Annotated in this window: 24 protein-coding genes; all 24 read right to left on the minus strand. The window is 35.6% G+C overall.

Annotated features, from left to right (window positions below):
* Positions 1-34: 34 nt before the first annotated feature.
* The 24 genes from HNP25_RS12195 to HNP25_RS12310 all read right to left on the minus strand — a co-directional run bounded on the left by HNP25_RS12195 (position 35) and on the right by HNP25_RS12310 (position 21,560).
* A complete protein-coding gene (locus HNP25_RS12195) occupies positions 35-1,627 on the minus strand; it encodes a hypothetical protein (protein ID WP_184134492.1) in 1,593 nt (530 codons plus the stop codon).
* Positions 1,628-2,161 carry a DUF5675 family protein gene (locus tag HNP25_RS12200; RefSeq protein WP_184134493.1) on the minus strand — a complete coding sequence of 178 codons (534 nt, stop codon included), beginning with the start codon at positions 2,159-2,161 and terminating at the stop codon, positions 1,628-1,630.
* Between the two features lies 1 nt (position 2,162).
* A complete protein-coding gene (locus HNP25_RS12205) occupies positions 2,163-2,666 on the minus strand; it encodes a hypothetical protein (protein ID WP_184134495.1) in 504 nt (167 codons plus the stop codon).
* 1 nt (position 2,667) lies between these two features.
* Entirely contained in the window at positions 2,668-4,455 is a 1,788-nt protein-coding gene (locus HNP25_RS12210) for a hypothetical protein (protein ID WP_184134496.1), read from the minus strand.
* A 124-nt stretch (positions 4,456-4,579) separates the two neighbouring features.
* Positions 4,580-11,179, minus strand: coding sequence for a fibronectin type III domain-containing protein (locus HNP25_RS12215; protein ID WP_184134498.1), 6,600 nt, complete (start codon positions 11,177-11,179; stop codon positions 4,580-4,582).
* Positions 11,179-11,478 (minus strand): hypothetical protein, encoded by a 300-nt coding sequence (locus HNP25_RS12220; RefSeq protein ID WP_184134499.1) that lies wholly within the window; start codon positions 11,476-11,478, stop codon positions 11,179-11,181. The genes HNP25_RS12215 and HNP25_RS12220 overlap by 1 nt, the downstream gene beginning before the upstream one ends.
* A complete protein-coding gene (locus HNP25_RS12225; RefSeq protein ID WP_184134501.1) occupies positions 11,478-12,272 on the minus strand; it encodes a hypothetical protein in 795 nt (264 codons plus the stop codon). Before HNP25_RS12225 ends, HNP25_RS12220 begins: the two co-directional genes overlap by 1 nt.
* Positions 12,269-12,607: a hypothetical protein gene (locus HNP25_RS12230; RefSeq protein ID WP_184134502.1), complete on the minus strand. Its 339-nt coding sequence runs from the start codon at positions 12,605-12,607 to the stop codon at positions 12,269-12,271. The genes HNP25_RS12225 and HNP25_RS12230 overlap by 4 nt, the downstream gene beginning before the upstream one ends.
* A gap of 6 nt (positions 12,608-12,613) precedes the next feature.
* Positions 12,614-13,159, minus strand: a complete 546-nt coding sequence (locus tag HNP25_RS12235) for a hypothetical protein (protein ID WP_184134504.1) — start codon at positions 13,157-13,159, stop codon at positions 12,614-12,616.
* A 4-nt stretch (positions 13,160-13,163) separates the two neighbouring features.
* On the minus strand, positions 13,164-13,760 hold the full coding sequence (locus tag HNP25_RS12240) for a hypothetical protein (protein WP_184134506.1): 597 nt from the start codon (positions 13,758-13,760) through the stop codon (positions 13,164-13,166).
* A gap of 1 nt (position 13,761) precedes the next feature.
* Positions 13,762-14,568, minus strand: coding sequence for a hypothetical protein (locus HNP25_RS12245; protein ID WP_184134508.1), 807 nt, complete (start codon positions 14,566-14,568; stop codon positions 13,762-13,764).
* A 2-nt stretch (positions 14,569-14,570) separates the two neighbouring features.
* Positions 14,571-15,155, minus strand: a complete 585-nt coding sequence (locus HNP25_RS12250) for a hypothetical protein (protein WP_184134510.1) — start codon at positions 15,153-15,155, stop codon at positions 14,571-14,573.
* A 4-nt stretch (positions 15,156-15,159) separates the two neighbouring features.
* On the minus strand, positions 15,160-15,642 hold the full coding sequence (locus HNP25_RS12255; protein ID WP_184134511.1) for a hypothetical protein: 483 nt from the start codon (positions 15,640-15,642) through the stop codon (positions 15,160-15,162).
* A 2-nt stretch (positions 15,643-15,644) separates the two neighbouring features.
* Positions 15,645-16,562, minus strand: coding sequence for a transglycosylase SLT domain-containing protein (locus HNP25_RS12260; RefSeq protein ID WP_184134513.1), 918 nt, complete (start codon positions 16,560-16,562; stop codon positions 15,645-15,647).
* 58 nt (positions 16,563-16,620) lie between these two features.
* Entirely contained in the window at positions 16,621-17,067 is a 447-nt protein-coding gene (locus tag HNP25_RS12265; RefSeq protein WP_184134514.1) for a hypothetical protein, read from the minus strand.
* Positions 17,045-17,617 carry a hypothetical protein gene (locus tag HNP25_RS12270; RefSeq protein ID WP_184134516.1) on the minus strand — a complete coding sequence of 191 codons (573 nt, stop codon included), beginning with the start codon at positions 17,615-17,617 and terminating at the stop codon, positions 17,045-17,047. Before HNP25_RS12270 ends, HNP25_RS12265 begins: the two co-directional genes overlap by 23 nt.
* Positions 17,618-17,854: 237 nt before the next feature.
* Complete coding sequence (locus HNP25_RS12275) at positions 17,855-18,196, minus strand: hypothetical protein (RefSeq protein WP_184134517.1); 342 nt, start codon at positions 18,194-18,196, stop codon at positions 17,855-17,857.
* The gene (locus HNP25_RS12280) at positions 18,186-18,788 is read right to left on the minus strand and encodes a hypothetical protein (protein WP_184134519.1); all 603 of its coding nucleotides are present in this window, start codon (positions 18,786-18,788) and stop codon (positions 18,186-18,188) included. The genes HNP25_RS12275 and HNP25_RS12280 overlap by 11 nt, the downstream gene beginning before the upstream one ends.
* Positions 18,716-19,198 (minus strand): hypothetical protein, encoded by a 483-nt coding sequence (locus HNP25_RS12285; RefSeq protein ID WP_184134521.1) that lies wholly within the window; start codon positions 19,196-19,198, stop codon positions 18,716-18,718. Before HNP25_RS12285 ends, HNP25_RS12280 begins: the two co-directional genes overlap by 73 nt.
* Positions 19,199-19,240: 42 nt before the next feature.
* Complete coding sequence (locus HNP25_RS12290) at positions 19,241-19,480, minus strand: hypothetical protein (RefSeq protein ID WP_184134523.1); 240 nt, start codon at positions 19,478-19,480, stop codon at positions 19,241-19,243.
* Complete coding sequence (locus tag HNP25_RS12295; RefSeq protein WP_184134524.1) at positions 19,480-19,935, minus strand: hypothetical protein; 456 nt, start codon at positions 19,933-19,935, stop codon at positions 19,480-19,482. The genes HNP25_RS12290 and HNP25_RS12295 overlap by 1 nt, the downstream gene beginning before the upstream one ends.
* Complete coding sequence (locus HNP25_RS12300; RefSeq protein WP_184134526.1) at positions 19,932-20,708, minus strand: hypothetical protein; 777 nt, start codon at positions 20,706-20,708, stop codon at positions 19,932-19,934. Before HNP25_RS12300 ends, HNP25_RS12295 begins: the two co-directional genes overlap by 4 nt.
* The gene (locus tag HNP25_RS12305; protein WP_184134527.1) at positions 20,705-20,917 is read right to left on the minus strand and encodes a hypothetical protein; all 213 of its coding nucleotides are present in this window, start codon (positions 20,915-20,917) and stop codon (positions 20,705-20,707) included. The genes HNP25_RS12300 and HNP25_RS12305 overlap by 4 nt, the downstream gene beginning before the upstream one ends.
* A gap of 76 nt (positions 20,918-20,993) precedes the next feature.
* Complete coding sequence (locus tag HNP25_RS12310; RefSeq protein WP_184134529.1) at positions 20,994-21,560, minus strand: hypothetical protein; 567 nt, start codon at positions 21,558-21,560, stop codon at positions 20,994-20,996.
* Positions 21,561-21,590: the final 30 nt, after the last annotated feature.

Consider the following 21,590-nt stretch of genomic DNA (forward strand, 5'->3'; position numbering starts at 1 on the left):
TCACTGAAGGATAAAAGATATTCTTTCCAATTTTTCATATTGCTTGTAGCTCGTATCGATAAGGGATTAGTATTTTTCTGAAATTATTTTCACGCTTGATAATTGACTTTTTAGAATTATCAATTCGACTCAATGGCTGAAGTAAATAGGTTAACTCACCAAATTTTGTGTCACATTTTATTAAGATAGGTCGTATTTCGTCTCTATTTGCTGAAACGCTTATCTTGATGTTACTAACCTTCAATTTATTTAGTACTCTTAATAGCTTGACAATTATATTGCTCTCAATAATTACAAAAAATGAATCAAATGAAGTTTTTGAAATCAATCTTGCACTAAAGTCATCAACAATTACTTTACCCTTGACCTCTGTTATCTTTTCTGATGTAGCTTCAAATTCGTATGAGTTAAGCGTTGACCTTAGAATTATTGGCTTGGATGACTTATCGCCATAATCTGAAAATTTATGGGCAGTCTGAATCAACTTCTCTAGTTCTGAAAGATTAGTTGTTATGGTGATGGAATGGTCACTATTTTTTTCTAAAATCCTAAAATAGTCTGGAAAGGGTAGGTCTTCTTCCAAAGCTTCTCCAGAAGGGTAGTAATTTCCAATAACATTCGTTTCTGTTTTAAGATGAAGTATTGAGTAGAGATTAGTAGAAGCAACACCATTTTCAGAGAAATTTATTGTCGAAAATGCTTTACTTCTTATTCCATCATACTTTGACACAAAGTCCTTGAAAATACTCATCAACTCTGTGTTATCTGGATGAATACCAGCCTGAGTATTTACCTTCTTCAAGGGTTTTAAAGCTTCATTCCCAGCAATTTTAGCTACTAAGCGAGATATTGTTTCAGGGTCAAATGTTATGGTTGTATTTTGTAATTCTACCCTAATTCTTTCTGTAAACTTAACTGTATTAGTCTTACCTGCTGTTGTAACCTGTTTCTCTTCTTGTGGTAAATAAATAGCTTTTACACCAAGTTTATCTTTCAGATAATCAACCAGACTTTCAACGTTATCAGTTGGAATCGTATTAGTTTCAATATCCTTCTTATAAACTACACCATCTTTTTGAAAGGCATTCCAAAGCTCAAGTATAAACTTTTCTCTAGCAGAATAAAGACTAACGGGTAATTTCCCCAAGCCATTTGCATTAATCTCATAATCAAGATATTTCCCTTTGTCTTCATAATTGAACATATCCTGAACAGGGTCTAACACTGTATTACCAACTTTAATGTAGATGTGCTGCCAACCTTTTCCATAGTCAGCCATTCTGATAGTATGGCTGATACGTAAATTACATAGAATAGAAGAACAGAAAATAGTAAAATCCTCACAATCTCCTACCTTATCTTTCCAAAGTTGGTTTGGAAAACGTATCTCTTCAAAGCCTTTTTGGTCTATACGATATGTGATATACGTTTTTACAAAACCAAATATTTTCTTGGAAGTTAAGTAGGAGTTTTTCTGATTTTTAAAATATTCGGACAATGATTTTGTTTGCTTTAATGAAGCAGGAATGTACTTTTTACAAATATTATAAAAAGTATCCTCTGTATGGATTGCTACAGGCTTTTTGATGTAGTCGGTTTTTGTTGGCTTTTTAAAGTAATTATCCATCTATTTTTTAAGGAGCTTTTTAAAAAAATTAATCACTTTTTCTCTGAAAAAATAAGTGACAACAAGTAGAATGCCTACCAATATGACCCAAAAGCTGTTAGATACACTTTTCTCGTCCATGATAGTGATGGTATGCCCTTTAGTAGCATTCATTTTCTTAACAAGGGCATTGTACGCTACAACAGAGTTATTTACTTTATCGGTAGTGTAGGTAGTTCCAACCAAAATACAGCCTAAAGTATCCATCTGTGTATTGCCCCATTCAATTCTTACGCCGGTATAGCCTTTAACATTTTGAAGATAGAAGTACCTTTTTCCGTTTGATGGTGATTGCTGGACTGCCAACGCATATTTACCTCTGGGAATAGCGGTATTTCCATAAATTTTGATTTCCTTGATTTGCTCAAGGCTCATGAAGCTACTTAAATTTCTGTCAGTATCTTCAAGGGTATAACATTCAAAAGTACCATCGACATAGAGTTTGCCAATGGTACTTTTGCTTGTTTTTAAAAATCGTTTTACGACTAAATCCATGTTATTTTTTTATTCTTAAATAGATAGACAACCCAACCAAGGCAGATAAAATAATGATGAGATATAAACGCTGTTGAGATTCATTCTTTGTAGCCTTCAAATCAGCTTCTATAACTGCATACTTTTTCTCAACATCTTCTTTTTCTAATCGATATTGTTCAACACGAGCGGGATTGTCCTTTTTAAAGGTATCCACCCTTATTGTTTCAATATAAATTGTCTGCAACTCTGGACACTTTACTTGAGGTACATAAGAAGTCTTTGTTTCAGGATTGATTGTTTCAGGACAATTCAAAAAGATAGCCCTATTAATGGTAGTGTCTTTCTTGACTATTGTGAACCCTTTGATGTATTGTGTACCAATGGGAAATTTATCCGCACAGGTTTGTGCCAACTCAGCAGGATGTTCCCGATAAAATTCAATAGCACGTGACCGAGCTTTTTTCTCAGTCACGCAACTGAATTGGAACAAAAATAAAATCGAAATTAAAAGATACTTTTTCATGTTATTCAACATCAAACATTTGGCAATAAATAGACTTATTTGCATTTGGAATTTCATCTAGGTCTTTGTCTTTGTCTGCATATTGTACAGATTCCCAGTCGTTGATGCCTACAGAGAAATATTTCATTCTGTATCCTACTTGAGTTCTGGCAATAAATGAGAGAGGCTCTACACCTTCTGGTCTAAACGCTGTTAATAGTACTTTTGAACCAGATTTTTTGATTAATACACCCAGTACATCTGTAGTACTAGAATCCCAGTCAATGGCATAACTTTTTTTCCAAGTTACTCCGTTGTCAAGACTGTATTCAGTAAACCAAAACTCAGGCACTAACGACCTGTAATGCTCAATTGCCCCAACAGACTCTAACATTTCTACCGCAGCAGTTGCACCCCCGTAAGTATCAATTCCTCCTAAGTTAAGTTCAACTGCCCTGTCCCACATCCAGCCATCAACGTCGTTCATGAATAATGCTATCATGAATTGAAATGCGTATTTTCTTCCAACGTTTTGATTCGTATGACTAGCAAGGGTATCAGCAATTAATGCCCCTGTTGAACTACGTGAGAACTGATTTTTACCCAAATTACCACGGTCACAAACCATTTTTGGCATAAACATATTTCTGTGTTTGCCTAGTTTGTAGTAACAATAGTACGATTGCCATTGAAGTGCTGTGACCAATAAGCTCATTGGGTGTCTAACCGTTTTGTTAGGGCCAAACTTATTGACAAGGATATAATCACCTGCTTCGTTAAGTACGTATTGACTTCCTTGCGGAGCTACTTCTTCAAAATAAAAAGATTGTTCATTGCAAGGAATGGCTCTCTTATAATCTGTTAGTCTAAGTCCAATTAAATCCTTACTGGCTAATGTTGTGGTTGTTTCAGGTCTCCAATCTTCATTTATATTAACTAAATCAGAATAATTCCCATTTGAATCTGGATAGTTGTAGTATTTTTTTTGATGAGTGGCTTGGTCTTCAGTGTAACCAAGTTCTAAAAATAAGCCAGAATACATACTACTGAAGTAACCAAAAGTTCTACTCAGCACACCGAATGAAAAAAGTCTATGTTTGCGTGAGCCATTCTCTGCTCCACTTTCTATATCCGCAACAATGATTTGTCTTTTTGTCAAATCAAGGATGTTATCACCACCACCAAATTGATTTGATTGCCCTATTCCACGACCCAACTCAAACATTTCTTCGTCAGAGCCTGTTAACCAAGGTTCTACTGCCCCTGCTCCATACTGACTATGTGTTCTGTACTGAAAAGGAATTGCACTTGTGAAAGTTGGGTAGGTTAATGCTTGCTCTGGAGTATTAATATATTCTACGCCATCGTTAGCAGTGTCTAAATTTGTTGACCCACTAAATCCACATTCCCAAGGTTTCTTAGCACCAAATGGATACTGTTCCAAATCCCAATATACTCCCCATACTGGTCTTGGGTAACCAGTTTCATCCTCGTAATAGCGAGCATTTACTGTTCCGAAATGGGCAATGTCTAAATTGCCCGTTTGTGGTGCTAGTGTTCGGGCTAAATTTCTGAACGAAGGTAATTTGAATGGCGTTGCTACATCGTCAAAAAGAATAGGCAATGTAATTTGCTTATTGTTATTTGCGTTTGAAGAGTCTTCTTCTTTGCTAATATTCCCTGTGGCAACATTGGCATTTCCATCAGAACTTACTTCTTTTTTGTTCGCAAATAAATAACGAACTAAATAATACACCACTACAATAGGAAGTACTATTTTGACAAGGATCGATATTAATTTATTTTTCATCAAAATTAATTTTAAAACTTTTGAAATTTGACATTGCTGTTGCCAGTGATGTTAAATTTCAAAAGTTTTAAAATTTGGTCTTTGATGGTATCGCCTACACTAGACGCTATTAGATAGTATAATGCTAAACTGGCTTTGCCTCAGTAGTTTCTTCAATAACTAAGTAGTTAATTACTGTAGCATCCCATCCACTACCTGTTTTTTCGATTTCTAATATCAGTTCTCCGCTCGTAGAAACCCTATCATTTATTTTGGTAACTGCTGGGTTACTGTGCAATTCACCATCGGCGACATAAGGGTAACTCAAGCCTGTATCCTTAATTTCGATTGCATCACCTATCGTAAATTTGGTCTGATGTCCAGCATACTGAGAACAAGAAATCACATAGAATTGGTAGAACTTGGTATCGTCCAATCCTGTTATTTTGAGTTTCGCTATTGGGTTACCATTATTAAGCTCCAATGCTGTTCTCATCGCATTTTCGCTTCTAATGTAAAGTCCCTCTGGAAGTGCATTTGGTGTTGCTCCTGTAAATCCAGTTTCAAATGCACTTATTGTAAGACCCGATGCTGAACCTGTAGTGTTAACAAGATTAACAGATTTCGCTATAGTATTGGTTGGGGCGGGTGCATATTCATTAACATTGGAATCACTACTACTTGGGTGATAAGCACCCTTAAAGTTGATTTCTACAGTTTGCAAAACCTCATAATTGTCGCTGACTGGCTTATCTGTAAACGCTGGAGAACCTACTACTGCGGATTCATTTCTATAAGCAGCTGCTTTGATTTTTGCCATGTGGAAATATGCACTTTTGGCATTATCCCCCATAGCAATTACACCAGTGTACTGAACAAATGGGCCACCATCTGTATTATAAACAATTTGAGACGAACCTAAAGCATGTGAAAATACCAATGTTCGAGCTAAATTATCTGCAATTACAGTTGGAGGTTCTGGTTGGTCGTTCATATCTGGAAGTAAACCTGAAAACGGCCCTGGGTCGGTAGGATAAACTCGATTCAAACGGTTAAAATCTACATCTACACCATCCAACACAGCCGTTATTAGTCCATTTCCTACACTATTAGCACGTAAAGAACCATCAGGATTTTGATTAACTGTAGCCCTTTGCGAGTACGGAATGAATAATGTGTTTTGTCCTCTTGTTAACTTATAATTAGCCTTATTGGCTTCTGTCACGGCAAAATCGGGGTCGCTCGGAAATGTCCATTCTACATAACGTTCTGAAATTGAGTCCGCTATCAAAATATTATCGCTTTCTTGTAAAGGCATGTCAGCAGGTGTCAACAACCTACCGTACAAACCTCCCAACAAAATGTTTCCTCTGAATTTTCTTAGATTTTGGCAGTCGTAAATAAAAAGCTTAAACTGGCAATGAATCATATCTAAGCCATTCAAAGCATACATCCAGCTAGGATTTGTTGGGAAATAACAATTTTCAAGTCTAATATTCACACCTGTTTCAATAAATTGCGTGTAAGCACTTTGTCCGCCAGTTATCTTGATTTCAGTTCCTTGAACATTTTTCACTAAAGCATTTGAACAATTTTCAAGCTCGCCCATATCATACAACTTGTCTCCAGAAACATTGTAAATGTTTTCAATCGTATATCCACTTGTCAACTTCAATACCAAAGCAGGAGAGTACCTTCTATTATTAGAATTTGCAATAACTCCCCCCTTGCCTACAATTCCTGCATTTCCTGTAGTGTCGTCAAGCTTGATATTTCTGATAATCATGTTGCAATCAGGGTTTGTGAGTTCCCCGTTGATACGAAATGAACCTCCCCAAACGTTGCGAACAGTGATGTTGTCGATTTCAAAGTCATGGATACCCTGACCCGCTGTTCCTCCGTCAGTAGCACGAATACAGCAGAACCCTCTATCAAAAATAATGTCGAAAAACTTACAATGATGACGTTGGTCACCTCTAATTAATGTACCACTTGGGGATTCCAAATCCCCATTTCTAAGCTCTATATTTCTCAGTATAGTGTAATTTCGGACATTCCAAACCGTTCCAGCTAGCTCCTGAACATCAAAAATAGGTCTTACACCAGCAGCACCTTGAAAAGTAATCCAATTTGTTCCATTATTGTAAACTGGATTATATTCACTATTAAGTAAATATGTAGTTTGAGTATTGAATTGCACCATAAGATTTTCGGTAATACTAGCTGTAGCTAACCAATCATCTAATTCCTCTCTGGTATTACAACCAAATAATACAGTTCCTCCATTGCTTTTTTGTACCATGATTGGAGAAGAACTATTTATTGTACCAGTAATATCTACTGTACTTAACAATGCTGGTGACGCTGCTCTACCTGTAGCCTCTCTTACTCTAGTCGCAAAGTCGCCTTTTGGAATATTAATGTCTCCAATTGAAATTGGATTACTAGGAACAATTAACCAGTTTTGCGAGAATGAACTAAAGTTTGCACAATATTCATGCTCTCCAATCGGGTATGCTGGATTCAAGGTGAAACTAACTAAGTTGAGTTCATCATCAATCACCATGTTAGTAGGAGCATCAGGTGTAATGATAATTGAAGTCCCCTCTAAATTATAGCCAACTAAGTTGATTATCTTTTGTCCAGTACCGTCGGAATAAAACTTTACAAACAAATCTACGTTTGGCTGATTTGCTGTGTGTACTATAACCCAAGTAATACCACCGTCTGTACTGTGTTCGTAATAAATACTTGAACCCGTTGTACGAAATCTCATTAAACCTTTTGTAATTGTTTGAGTAGTTAACCCAGACGTATCACCTTCTTTCCATTCTTGCTTTCCTGCATACTTTCTTGTGTAAAAGTCCATGCCTGAAAAACCTTCGGGGTCAGGGCTATAATCTAAACCAACAATAATACCATTTGCATCCTCAAAGTTCCATTGTACAATTGAACTTCCTCCTGCTAATATTTTAACGTTAGCTATACCAGAGGCATTTGGTGTAGTTGATGTTATTGTATTGAAAGCAACTTGTATGCTGTTCAACTCAAGATATTCTCTTACTGCTCCTAATTGAACCGATACATTATTTGTCACTACATAATTTGTAAATGAATTGACTGCAAAATTGTACAAAGATTTTAATGTTCCTTGTGAAGCAGAATAACTTACAGTTATAATTGATGTTTTAAAAATTTGAACATCAAAATATAATATTACTTTAGTTTTATCTAAAGGAGATATGTATATTGATATTACAGGGTGAAAAATAGTTCTTCCTGCAAATTGCTCAACAATGGAAAAGGCGTTAATAGCTGTTTGCTCGTCCTTCATTTCTTCGTTGAACACCAACTCTATTGTAGAGCCTAAAACATCAGTGCTTATAGCTGTTACAGTCGGTGGCTCGTAAGACGGTTGTGTAGTAGTACCAGCACCTGTAAAGCTAAAAGGTGAAAATGAACCATCGTTGTAAGCTTGTATTTTGTAAAAGTAGTTTGAAGACGCAACCAAACCAAAGTCTCTGTAAGTTCTTAAATTAACTGGTATCTGTGCTATTTGTGCATAAGTACCGTTGACTTCTGTACTTCTAAATATATTGAAGTGAGTAGCTTTTGCTTCTTCTAAAAGAGAATAATCCCAACCTAGTTGAATATTACTAGCTGTTGATGACAACTGAATAAGATTTGTTGGTTCAACTAAAACTCTTGCTGTTCTTCCTTGTACAGTACTAGATAGATTTGACAATTTATCTTCATCTACAAATTGAACTCTAAAATAATAAGGAGTATTAGGAGTTAATCCAACAATAGTAGTTTCTGCATTATCTCTATATTCTTCTTCAACAATTGTAAATCCAGAAGTAGCATCAGTACTTATATAAATACGAGCTTTATTTTGACCAATATTTTCATCTGTCCAAGCTATTTTAATACTTGTAGGACTTAAAATTTGAGCTTTTAAATCTTTAGGAGTTTTTAATACTTTCGTTCCAACTAGAGAGGTTTTAATTATGACTGGTAAAGCACTAATTGTTGTTGTAATATATTTTACACTTGAGTTTATTACAGGTATTAAATTAAGTACAGTCCCATTAACATCTTGTTTTACCTCTTGTTCTTCAAAATTAATAGATTCAATTAGCGTCGCTGAGTTATTAACTTTTAATTTAAGATTATATGAACTATAGTCATCAACGGCTTTCCATGCAACTAAAATAGTATCGTCAGTATCATTGTTTTTATAAGCAAAAATCCAAGTATCTAGTGAATAATCAACTACAATATCAAATTCAGCAATACGCAACACTCCAGCTTCCATAACTGTGTGAGTGTAAGTATATCCTTCGATTTCTGTTTTAAAGGCAGCAACATACCAAAAAGCTGTAAGTCGCTTTCTATTGGGAGAATTATAATATTCAATACCTTCTGTAAGCATTGAAGTACCAAACTTTTTTTGAAGTACTTCTTGATCCCCTAAATTTTCTAAATAAAAACCATTTCCATCTTGACCTGTTTGACCATAAATGTACTGACACACTATATCCAACCCTAAACTATTGTATATCATGTAGGAACGTAAAAGCCCACACAATTTAAAAAACGCTCTATCTTTTGGTTCTGTTTTATCAAACCCAAAAATAGCCTTGTATGACTCATCGTATCCAAACTCAGTTACTCCTATGTGACAATTTTGCATTTCTAGTGAACGCAAAGAGTTCATTATTTGAGTTTTGTGAATTAATTCTCCATACTCAGGCATTAGTGCGTGTACTTCAAGACTAAGTGGCGGATATTCTGGAAGGTCATTCGTTTCTGAGTAGCCATTGTAATGATGAAAGTTTAGAAACTTAATTGGGTAATCTCCTTTTCCTCGATATACATCCCACCACATTTTCATTACTTGTATGTAATCTGTGTTAATAGAAAACATACCTGGCATAACTAACACAGCATTAGGGTCAGCCCCTTTTATTCCGAAACCTACACCCAATGCACCATTATGCCCATCCCAAATAGCAGAAAGGTAAGCTGCCATTTCCTCTGGATTAAAAAATGCAGATGCACCATTCCAATGCCTGTCTCTTTCATTCCCCGGTTCATAAAATTTTACATATCCCAAACCTTTTTTCCCATCGCTTTCTACAAACTGGTTGTACACGTCTGGTGAATCGGGGTTAAAACCCCATCGATAGGCTAATGCACCCCAAATTCTTGCTGCATGGCTATAACTATGAGGGTCTGTTGTTACGTTTAAATTAAACTGGTTTAGTCCTTTGTTTAAAGGTTTTAAGTTATTATCGTTATTACTTTCTCGCAAATACACAAAATCAGCAACAAGCGTTATACACAAGTCTTTAGAACCAGCAGCTTTCATTTCATCAAATTGTGTTTCCCAATTCACAAAATGAGATAATGCGGAGTTCATTTGAATATCGTCTGGGTCTGTAGATACAACTCCAGCATTTTTATAGATACCACTCATTAACCAGTCCGAGTTAGTATAAATTCTATTAAAATAAGATACTTGCCCTACCCAATCCATTTGTTGCTCGTCAGGAAAAACGTTTGTACCCATTATTTGAGACAAAGGCTTTTTAGGAATCAAACTTTTATACTTTTTGCCTACAACTACAGAACTGTTTTCTCTTGTACCATAAGGCATAATACCATTATACCATGAATAACCGCCAGAAATTCCAAGAATAATATATTTTACACCAGTCTTAGCTATATTAGCAATAGGTATTTTTGCCCAGCCAGAAGTCATATTAATTGGATTGGATTGCCTGTCGAAGGCCTCAATTAAGTTAATACCATCCGCACTTGTATAAATTTTGAATCTATTATTAGTTCCAAACAGACAGTACACATAGTCTAATGTGTAAAAACCGTCTAATTCAAAATAGACCTTAGAGAAGTTACCTACATTGAACCAAGAAATTTCCCATGTATTGTAGCTTGATGTAGCTGCTACTTGTGTATAAGGCGGTACACCTTCGGCTACGCCATTATTATCTACAAAATAATCCTGAACTTCTGCCAATCTTTTAAATTCAGGATAATTTGTTAACATTTCACCATTATTAAAAGCTACTTTAGTTAATGGTTGATATATCTTATCACTAAAAATAGGTATCCTTTTGGGAACATTAGGAGTTCCTTCTAAAGCAGTAGTAAAAAATGTAACTTCATTACTAAGCTCAGACAATCGAGTAACATTGAATGCAGTTTTTTGCGAGTATAAACCTACATAATATCTTTTTCCAGAATCCAAACCTGAAATAATATAAGTTTCTATATTGCCAGGATTAGAAGGTGAAATTATCAATTTTTTACCTCCTTCAGCTTCACCTGACAATTCCGATGTAGATACAACTAAGTAATATATATCTGATTTCGTTACTGAGTTTCCACCAAATCCTTGCGGAGCTGTCCATCTCAACTTTGCTGAAATAGTATCAACAATCTCTACAGTCAAGTTGTTAATTTTTGATGGAGGATTTACAACTTTATCAGTTGTCATTTTTGTAGAACTCCAATAAGTACATTCATCATCTTGAACCCAGTGTAAATGAGTAATGCCGTTCGGGCTGTAGTCTAAATCAATGAACCCTTTATTGGCTTCACTAAGTGAAATTACATGACCGCCTATATTATCTTGTATTGCAATAACATCACCAAATAGACCTGGGTCTTCTATCAGTTTATTGATGTTTATATCTTTTGTTAATACTATTTTCTTCATTAGAATATTACGTTTCCGTTTTGTGGTGGTATTAAGTATTCAAAATCCGCTTTTACAGATTCTGGTCTCCAAAAATTATTCGTCAAACCACCGTCAAGGATGTAAGTGATTTTGTCTTCTTTCACAAAGCATGTCATGCCTTCTTCTCTTACCTCAGAAAAAATAGCATCCCTTTCTTGTATTGTTAGTTTAGAATGATGCCCGCCTTTTTGAAAGTTTGCAAAGCCAGTTGCGTATTTATCTTGTGGATTAGCTCTTGTTACTGGGCCATAAACCACCGTTCCTGTTGTTTCTTCCATTATGTTATTGCAATTTGAATATTAGAAGAGTTTTGAATATTTATCATTCTATAAACATTAAATAATGCTGTATATCCACTAGCATTTGTAATGTTTTGTTGTGTTTTCACAAAGCCGTTATTCACCAAACCGTTCATGATAAAGGTCGCATCTCCAAGGCTTGCTTCATAGGCAATTATTGGATATTCACCATTACCATTAATCGTTACTGTTCTGTTTTTTGAATTAACCAACACACTATTTTGCAAAGCAAGTATGTCAGCATTTGTGAAAGATGTATTCGGACTAGAACCATAGTACATTCTATTGTCAAAACGTATTGTACTTGTTTTAGTAACAGTGTTTTTCTCATCACTAGCCGAAAGCGTGAATATTGTATTTACACTAATATTTAACCCATTCTTGGTAAAGCTATTTGACGTAACAGCACCAATACCGTTATCAATACTTAAAGAAGAAGGCGTTTTATTCAATGAATAGTTAAAGACGATACTATTTATTATTGAGCCTTTTTCAACAATATTTATACTATTTGTAAAAGAATTAATTACAATTGGCAAGTATTCTAAATCTTCTAATCTATCTTCTATTGAATCCAATTCAGAATCTAATTGACTAACTTTATTTAAAAATTCATCATCATCAACAACAGGGTTTGTAATAGCAATATTCCCTGTTTGAGGAGTGGAAGAAGAACTTGTTTTCTTTTTTATGTAAGAAGAGAAATACCAGAAAAACCCTGCAAAAGTTGCAAGGATTGAAAGGATAATAAGGAGGATTGTTTTCTTGTTCATAATCTTCTTTTGACCCAGCCAAACGCTATTTTGAATACAAAAAATAAGAGAATCAAGGCTAAAAGAAAAACAAACCCTACTGAATATACGACCGTCTTATTTTCTTGAATCGCTTTGTTAGCCAATAGGGTTGTTTGTTGTTTTTGCTTATTTGCCTTGGCTACTAGAAGAAGGTATAATTCGGTATCTTCCTTGCTTTCTTCTGCCTGTTGTTCGTAAAGCTGTTGGATTTTCTTACTCGCTTCAATTGATTTTTGGGCATCTTTGTCAGCGAAGAAAATCCCAATTTGAGAGAATACTTCAACAACAATTGATATTGGCTCGAATGCAACCATTTTGAATTAAGTAATTGGATTTTGTTTTTTAGATGATGTCCATCCAAAAACAGCTTTAAAGACTAAGTAAATAATCCCAAAGGCTAAAGCAAGCACAGAGGCTACTAGCAACCAATTGGTTATATTGTTTGATTTTGCTCGATTGGCTAATTGAGTAGCCTCATTGGTTTTTGTTTCTGCCTGTGCTTTCAGGGCATCATAAAGGGCTTGGTCAGCCTTACTAGCTTCTGCCTGAGCCATCAGCTTTTCAGCCTCTACATTAAGCTTTGCTACTTGCTTATTTGCATCCCCATTAATCCAAGCTGATGCAACATTAGTAAGTGATGAAACGATACTTGATGCGGGGTCGCCTGACCCCGTATTAGTTTTATTAGAACCTGTACCAGAACCAGATGCTCCAAAAATACCCCCAATTACGTCTAAAAAACTACCTCCTGTTGATGAGGAACTATTAGTTTCTGTAGTCTTTGTGGGTGTAGTAGTGGTAGTAGATGGTGTTGCCGAACCAATAGGGAGCGATGTTGTTGATTTTGCCGAATTAAATAGACCCATTTCCTTATTGTTTATTTTTTTTGTCTTGTCTGCCTTTCCACCATAAAACTCCTCCAATAATTACTGATATAAACCCAAAGACAATTAACAAAATTGAAGTTAAATTGAAATTACTATTACCTCCCGTTGCTGTATTGCCAGTTTGGGGGTCAGCTCCATCGGCAAGTTTATCTATTACATCTTGCTTTTTTTTAGCAGCTGCTTCAGCGGCTATTTTGTCTTTGTTTTCTCTTTTGTATCGTTCCTCTCCTGCCCAAACAGCGTCTAAGGTAATAATTTCAGATTTCACATATACTGGTCTTCTTTCTTCTCGATAGTTCCCTGCACCCCAACCAAATATACCTCCTGACTGCCTAACCGTAACATTAAAACTCATTAACTGGTATTCAACACCTCCATCAATAATAACTTGACCTAGAGCTATTCCCAATTTATCGCCTATAAGAAGTACTAAATCTTTTGGTGGCACTGCTGCACCATCTGTATCTCCATAGAAGGTTTGTAAAATTTGCTTATTGCCAGGGAAATTTGTGGTTTCATAAGCAAATTGCTCTCCAGGAATGCCAACAAAACATTCCGTATCTTTAGTAATTGCTGCCATTTTAATATTTTGATTTAAAAATATTCCTCAACAAAATGATAAGGAAAAAGACAAGAATGAAAACCCCGAAAAACCACATCAAAAAGGTACTAGTTATATCCTCGCTTGCTTCCTGTGGAATATCTTCACCTTGTTTAATAAAATACATTTTTCCTTTTATTTTCAGGGCGTTGTACCATTGCCCAGCTCTCTGAAAAATTTGATAACCTCCATCTACGATTGAATAAGGTTTTGTAATCAAACCAAGGTGGTCGTACTTTGTGCCTTCTACATGGATGGCATTATAATAAGAAGGATAAATAAAGTCTGTAACAAATACATCATTAATGTAATAGCCAATATCCAATCTGTTACCCGGGTCACCTAATTCTACTAAAAAAGTGGCTGTTCTGTCTGCAAACTCAGGGTCTTTGCCAACCAGCCTATTTTCAAGAAATGGATTAATACACATTTCGATGGTTTCCTCACTAACTACCTTTTCAAAACGACTCTGCGTAAAATCAAAGTCTGTCCAATTTCTGTAAATAACCTTACAATAAGCTCTTCTATTGTTACCAGAACCCGTAAAAGAGTGATAGCCATTGATACCAGTACGTTCAGAGATAGAGTCAACTACGGAAGTAATCCAAAAATCACTTGGCACTTCTGATTCATACCTAAATGCAACTACATCCGCTTCAATACCCCAATGTGGAGCAACATCCCTTTGCATTTGAATTTGTATAGCTGAAGCAATCTCAGTAAGTCTAGTAAAACCAACCTTACCAGAAATATCAATCAGTGCTACTTTTCTTTTGGTATAAGCCATTGCTATAAAATTGGTGTTTGGGGACTTTGGTTAATTTGCTTTCGTGCAAGTCGTTTCCGATTTGCACCTCTGACTAAAAGGAAAATAAGTACAGGAACTAATACCACCATTGGCATAAACCAAGGCCAGTTGACTTTTAACCAGTTCAAAAAGGGATTCGCAACCGCTGTTTCATTTTTGTCAGAATCAGTGTCATGTGGTTCATTCATGATATTATCATCAATGGCAGGTGTTTTCTTTGTTTTACCCAAAAAGTCAAATAAACTCTTAGCTAAGTCAATTCCTTTTTCAAAGATATTTTTATCTGAAGAGGTATTTCCTGAAACTGGTGTACTATCGTTTACAATAGAGTCTGCTAGATTAAATTCCCTTGTATTGAATATTACATAGAACTTTTCACCATCCTTTTCAAATTCTGTAAATCTGTTTGTTTCACCTAATCCAGCTATATTTTCTTTGCTTACTTTTCCGAGTAAAGCACCGTAAGAAGCACCATAACTTCTTGAAGAAATTGTTGGTGCGTCAAAATATTCTACGTACTCAATGCTATCATTTACGTACAGGTATTTTCCAATAATTGATGCCATTTGATTATTTGTTTAGTGCCAATGATGGCACACGCTTAACGCCTGAATTAATAATGCATCTTCGTAATTGCATAGGACTTACCGAGGACGGACGTACAAGTGGAATTGATATAGATACATGATTTTTAATTGCTTCATAACAGATTTCAGAACAGAACTTACTGTTCTTATGTTGTAGTGCTATTCCGTAAACCATGCCTATTACTCCCAATTTGTCATAAGGTGAACCTTCATGATTTTTCATAAATTGATACACTTCTCGCCAATTATCTGAAGGGAGCATATAAATCTCAAAAAGATTTGGCTTCTTGATATTTTGCCACGGTTGAAAATCAGTTCCTATGCTTCCCCACGATGACGCTCTCAAATTGTCCAACTCATCAAAAACGATTTCACAATGTACCCATTCTCCTTTTACTCCAAGCAACATCATCCGTTGCTTGAAGTAATTATCAATGTTTTTGTAATGCTCAAACAAAATGTGCATATCTAGGATTGTATGTTTAGGTCGTTGAAAATAATATCCACTGAACCGTTTGGCCCTAATATGTTAGTAATGTAATTTGCTCCTACAAGGTGTCTTGGTACTTTACGATAATACTTAACTAACTCATCCATCTTTAAGTCTTGCGTGCCATCATTAAGCATTCTTCCTTCACCACGATTGTAAGCAAAAATCCAGCGATAAGTATTTATGAAGCCATATTTGAACGCTAAACCGCTCAGGGTTGCTGCACAAGCATGAATGTTTATATCTGGTTTGAGCAAATCAGATTTAGTTAAAATGATTGTATTGTTTTTAATCAATCCTTTGTCACTAAAGGGCTTTAACTGTGCCTTAGTAATCCAACCGATTGTTGGGTATCTAAGTACCGAATCTTTTGCAGTCGACAGAGAAATTTGAGCTAATCCCAGATAAATACCAGAGGAAGCGAAAGCGGAATCCTTAACACTAACAGAATCATCATGCTCTACTGCGATAATACCTAATATGATGTGTGAAGGAATCCGATGTACCTCAGATGCTTCTTGAATGATTTTACCGTAGGCATCCCAAACAGCCTTAATTCTTACTTTATTTTCTTCTCTGTTTTTAAGTGACCATTTTACTACGCTACCAGTACTTGATAATTTTGTCATCGGATAGAATGACTGTTTGGTGGCATTGGCAGGTACTGTTTCGGTCAGAGAATTGAAGAGCTGTCCAGCAATTTCATATTGAAAATTACTTTTTGCAAAACCTAAGTTACGAGCCTCAAAACCAGCTTGATAACTAGAATCTGGCTCATAGTTGCTTAAATCAAGTTTAGCGGACACTTTTTGTGGATTGTAATTAAGAAAGTAATATCCACCGAATAAAATCACGACAAAGGCTATGACGATAAGAACGAATTTTCCTGTTTTCATAATAAAATTAAAATGCTGTACTTCATCAATACAGCATTTTATGATTAAATAATAAAAATTAGTTGATTGATTTCAGAATTACTTTTGGCGAAATTGACTTCACTTTTTCAAAGGCAATTTCTTTGGCTTCTTTCCGTGAGATATTGTAATGTTTTACAGTTACGGTTTTCTTCACACCTGAATTGTGTTGTATTTTTTTGGCAATTTGGTCAACTTGCTGAATGGTGTATTTAGGTGTTTTACCTAAGCCATCCAATTCGCCTAAGCCTTCACCCAAACCTTCACCCAAACCACGCTCAAGAATTAGAACTTTTTCAGAAAAGTCGTGCATCACTTTACCGTGTTTTAGCTGATAAATATTACCTCTTTCCTTGTCGTGTTCAGCAGAAACAACTGTCATGACTTTACCTTTGTACTTTTTCAAAGTACCGATGTAAATTACTTTATCACCTTTTTTAAATTTAAACTTATGGGTTTTCTTTTTACCCAATCCGAAAATTTCCATGTTCTTTATTTTTGATTTTAAAATTTCTCTTCTTAAAAATTTGCATCCCAACTAACAGCAATACGACGATTGAAACAGAAACGATTATATTACCTATTTGATAATTTTGATAGTAATAATTGGTAGATTCTTCTGGCTTTAAAAGCATTGATTTATCGTAAAAAACAGGGCATTTACTGTCAATAAATTGCTTTACTTCAGCATTAATTACCTTTCCATCTTTGTTATAATCTAAGGCTTTGTTGCCCGAATAGGCATTTGAACCTTCAGAATACAACACATAACTATCAGGCTTTCGGTATGAGACTGGATAATGAATCAATTCATATAATTCATAAGCCGATGATGGAGCAACTCCCTTTGCATCCTTGATACGCTCTTGAATATACGCTTTTGCATATTTCATATATCCTTGCCAAGAAAGCTTTCGCAATTCTGCAATTGTGATACCCAAACCTAAAGCCGTTGAAGGGGTAATTTGAATGTAACCATAAGCCCCAATTGAATTACTTACCAGTCTCAAATTTGACTCCGCATACATGACTATCATCAACCAATTTGGATTCGCTATCTTGCAATCTTTACAAATTTGCCTAACAACCGCTTCAAACTAATTTTGAATGTCCTTTTCAATGTTTCCAAGATATACTAACATTTTTGTAGCTTGATTTTGTGCCGTCGCTTGTATTCTTTTGTAGCGTTGTAAGCAATCCAAACAATTGTGATCACAGTAGCAATTAATGAAAGTACCCATCCCCAATACTCCATTTTTGGAGTAACTTTATTTTCATCCATCTTCTTTTATTGATTTTGAATTTAATTTTGAATGAAACAGCATCTCAAATAATTTATCAATTTTCTGCTCTAACCTATCGAATTTCTCATTAATGAGTCTTTCGTTTTTAGCTTGCCCGGCTTCAAGTGTTACAATTCTTTCCTCCATCCCTTTTAAGGCTATCTTTACACTTGAAATTGCTTGTGAATTTTCTTCATTTTCCTTAGACCGAGTATCAATTCGTTTTGAAGTAATATTTGATTGAGATGTAAAAACATATACAATTAGACCCACAAAACCTGAACCAATTACGCCTAAGAAGATTGGAATAAATTCACTGATATTATTTCCCATTTATTTTTAACCGATTTAATGGCGTACACCTGTAAATAGCTGATTTGGGTCGCCACTTAATGTAAACGCCATCACCGTCTCTATCTACGCCTGTTACACCTGCACTACTTGTATTGCCTTCCAATATTCTGCACATCGTTATTTTAGGGTCTGGATTCCATTCATACACAGAACCAATGTGTCTTATTTCTGCATTCTTCCCAAATTTATAACCAACGGGCCAACCGAATTCTGGAGGTCGTTCAATTCTAAGATTTGGGTTATAACTGCCAAGCTTATCGCTAAAATATTCTCTGGCTCTGGCTGAACGAATGGTTAACTTGACATCAATTGAATAGAACAAAAAATAATAAAAACAGGCACACCATGCAGGTTTAGGCTTCATAGCGTTAAGCCATTTAGCTACTGAAGCACGATAAAGGTCAATTTGATAACCATCATTATGACCAGTTTCCTCCCGCACATTCAATTGTGCCAGAATTACCTTTTTTTGAATGGCTCTAATTTTTCGGGTTGAATCTAAATTAGATTGCCCGAAGCTAAAGATATTGCAGAGTAAAAACGCAATGCAAAGTAAGCGTATCTTAACCATAATCTTGTTTGGGGTTCAGCATTATAGAAATCATTAATTTTATCGAGTGTCAGGAATTTGTTACTATCACCATACCTACTCATGTAGTTATCTTTAAACTTTTCGAGAAAAATCAAAAGAACTTCGGTTAATAAAATAAATACCAACACCGCTGCGGCTTTGTGTAGCGTTACGATGGCATGAACACCCGCATCTGGATACAAAGTAAGAATCTCGTCATTCAACCAGCAGTATAAAAATGAAGTCACAATGGTTATCAGAATAAACACAAATGAATTTTTGTTTTTATTCTCATTTCTAAAATCATTCAAAGAGGATACGCCATCTTTTTGTCGTTGAACATCTAGTTCTTTTTGTGCTAATAGCAAATTCTGCTCTGCATCTTCAAGAGCTTTACTTTTCTTTTCCATGTTAGTTTATTTATGGGGAATCAAAAATGACTCCCCGAATAATTATCTATTTCTTAGGGCTGAAATAATAGCCCAACGCATTGCCCAATACATCAAAAATGCTAAAATGATGAACGAACCCGAAAAAGCTAAAAAGATGTACCATCCCATTGTTTTTACGGTTTCTGGCTCAACAGAAACATTGGTATTGAGGTCAATTTTGGGGGCTGTTTTGCCTGAGATGAAGCCTTCTAACGTTTTGTTGTCAAGCACTTCCAATAACTTCTCTAGTACGTTTGCCATTAGTAGTCTAACTTGTACAAAATCATTTTTTGAATAAACTTATCTTGTTGGTCTGTACCTGTACCAAACCAAATCCCAAACCAACCCTTTACTCTTGTATATAAGTTTTTACCATCAACTTTTCCGTATTTGGCGTTATAGGTATTTACAAGAGCTACGAATTGGTCGTCCGTTAAACTATTTGCTTCATTATAAAGCATGTGTAGCTCTGTGGAGTCTGCAAACCATGACACAAAATAATCATGAAATTTCAGGGCCAAAGGGTCGGGTTTCCAACCAACAGGAATACCAGTTCCTGAATTTGGTAGCGGTTTCTCCAAAAATAACTCTTCAGGAGGTTTTGTGAGCCTTTTCCAAGCGATGTATGCAAGAAAAGCGATGACAACATACCAGAATACTGGGAATGCTACAATCTTCTTGATGCCTTTCCAGATTACTTCAAAAGCCTTTTTCATTTCTCTTTGTCTCCTTTCTTGCCAAATTTTCTATAACCCCCAATTCCAATAAAAATTACAGCTATAATAGCCATCACATACAGCAAAATGGAAGTAAAAGAAAGTGATGAAGAGCTTTCAGATTTAGCCTGTGGGTCTTCTGCATCTGTAATCCCTGAAGCTGTTTCTTTTGGCAATCCTTTAGACTGTGGCTTAGTTTCAGAAATGTTATTTTTACCAATCCAGCCAAGCTCCTTACCCGTTGATGAGAATACTTTATAGAAAGTGACTGTTAGATACTGCTTACTTTCGTAATTAGTATAACCAACAATATCACCATAAGGAACAACTCTAACAAGATTAGTCAGATTTAAAGCACTTGGGGTGCTTCTAAGCCTAGAACCTCCTGTTGTTATCGCATAGATAGTTTTCAGTTCTTTGGTATTAACAACTGGTTTTGCTTGTGTATTGGCAGATACTAGGAAATCTAAGTCTTCAATTCTAAACCAAAGGTACGACACATACTTATTTGAATCGTCGTAATATGGTTCATCTAATAATACCTTACCATATCTACGGATTACACTCGTAGTGCCAGATTTTTCGGTTATTGTAGAAACTTGGTCAAGTACTCCAATTACAGTACCCAAACCCAAAGAAAGGGTTTTAGGTGTACCAGTACCAAAAATAAACGATTTACCAATAGTTCTTTTATTGGCTTTTACCTTAGCACCTTGACCAGAACGTGCTTCAGCGGAAGTCAACGAACTAATATAATCAGCAACATTCATCATGATTTATCCTCCTTCTGCTTTTTTCTAAGACTAGGAAACCATCTACTTAGTAGATTTATAGTTCCGTTAGCAAAAACAACCACTACACCTAAAAAAAGCCCTAAGAGTAATGCTCCGATGAAAAAATCTAAGAAAGAGTATGCCTTGTTTTGGATTTTCTCTTTGTTAGTTTCTTCGGTTGTTGTTGCTGTGTTTTGTGTATTTTCCATTCAACAGAAATAAAAAAAGGAGTCATCGCAGTCGTTACGATTGCTATACTCCTTTCTTAGATTTAAAATGTTCAGATTACTTTGATACGACCTTTTTCTTTTTCCCTTTGCCTACTAGTGCTTTAACAGCCATCCAACCAAGTACACCAATTGCAGGAACGATTAAGAACCAAGACCAAGTTGGTAAAGAAGCAAGGGCCGCAGAAGCAGTTTTAGGGTTATCATTCGCTGTACCACTACCAGAACCACTATCTGTTTCAGTTTTTGACTTGCCTGATTTCAAATCAATGTCAGTAGGAACATCTGTAATGTCTTCTGCCTTGATGGTATCCCACTGAAATTCACCTGTTGCAGCATTGTTAGCGTAAGCTGTTGCAGTCAATTTTTCAGCAGTGTAAACGCTGTCTGTGATGGTTGCCGTAAAAGACATTAAACCATTGATTGACTTTTTCGGGGTAAGGTTAAAGCTAGTTTTGTTGAAGAAATGGAAGTTTCCAGCAACATCTCCTTCCCAACCGTAAACATAATTTTCTGTATCCACCTCTTTAAAAGCGTGGATTTTAAGGGTTTTTGTCAAAGTCCCTCCGTTGATTGAGAGTACTTCACCTACATTAGCCTTAATGAATTGAAACTTTTTTGCCATTATTGTAAGATTTGTTTAATTGCGATTTGA

Origin of the sequence: Arcicella rosea (assembly GCF_014204325.1) — a bacterium.
Lineage (GTDB): Bacteria > Bacteroidota > Bacteroidia > Cytophagales > Spirosomataceae > Arcicella > Arcicella rosea_A.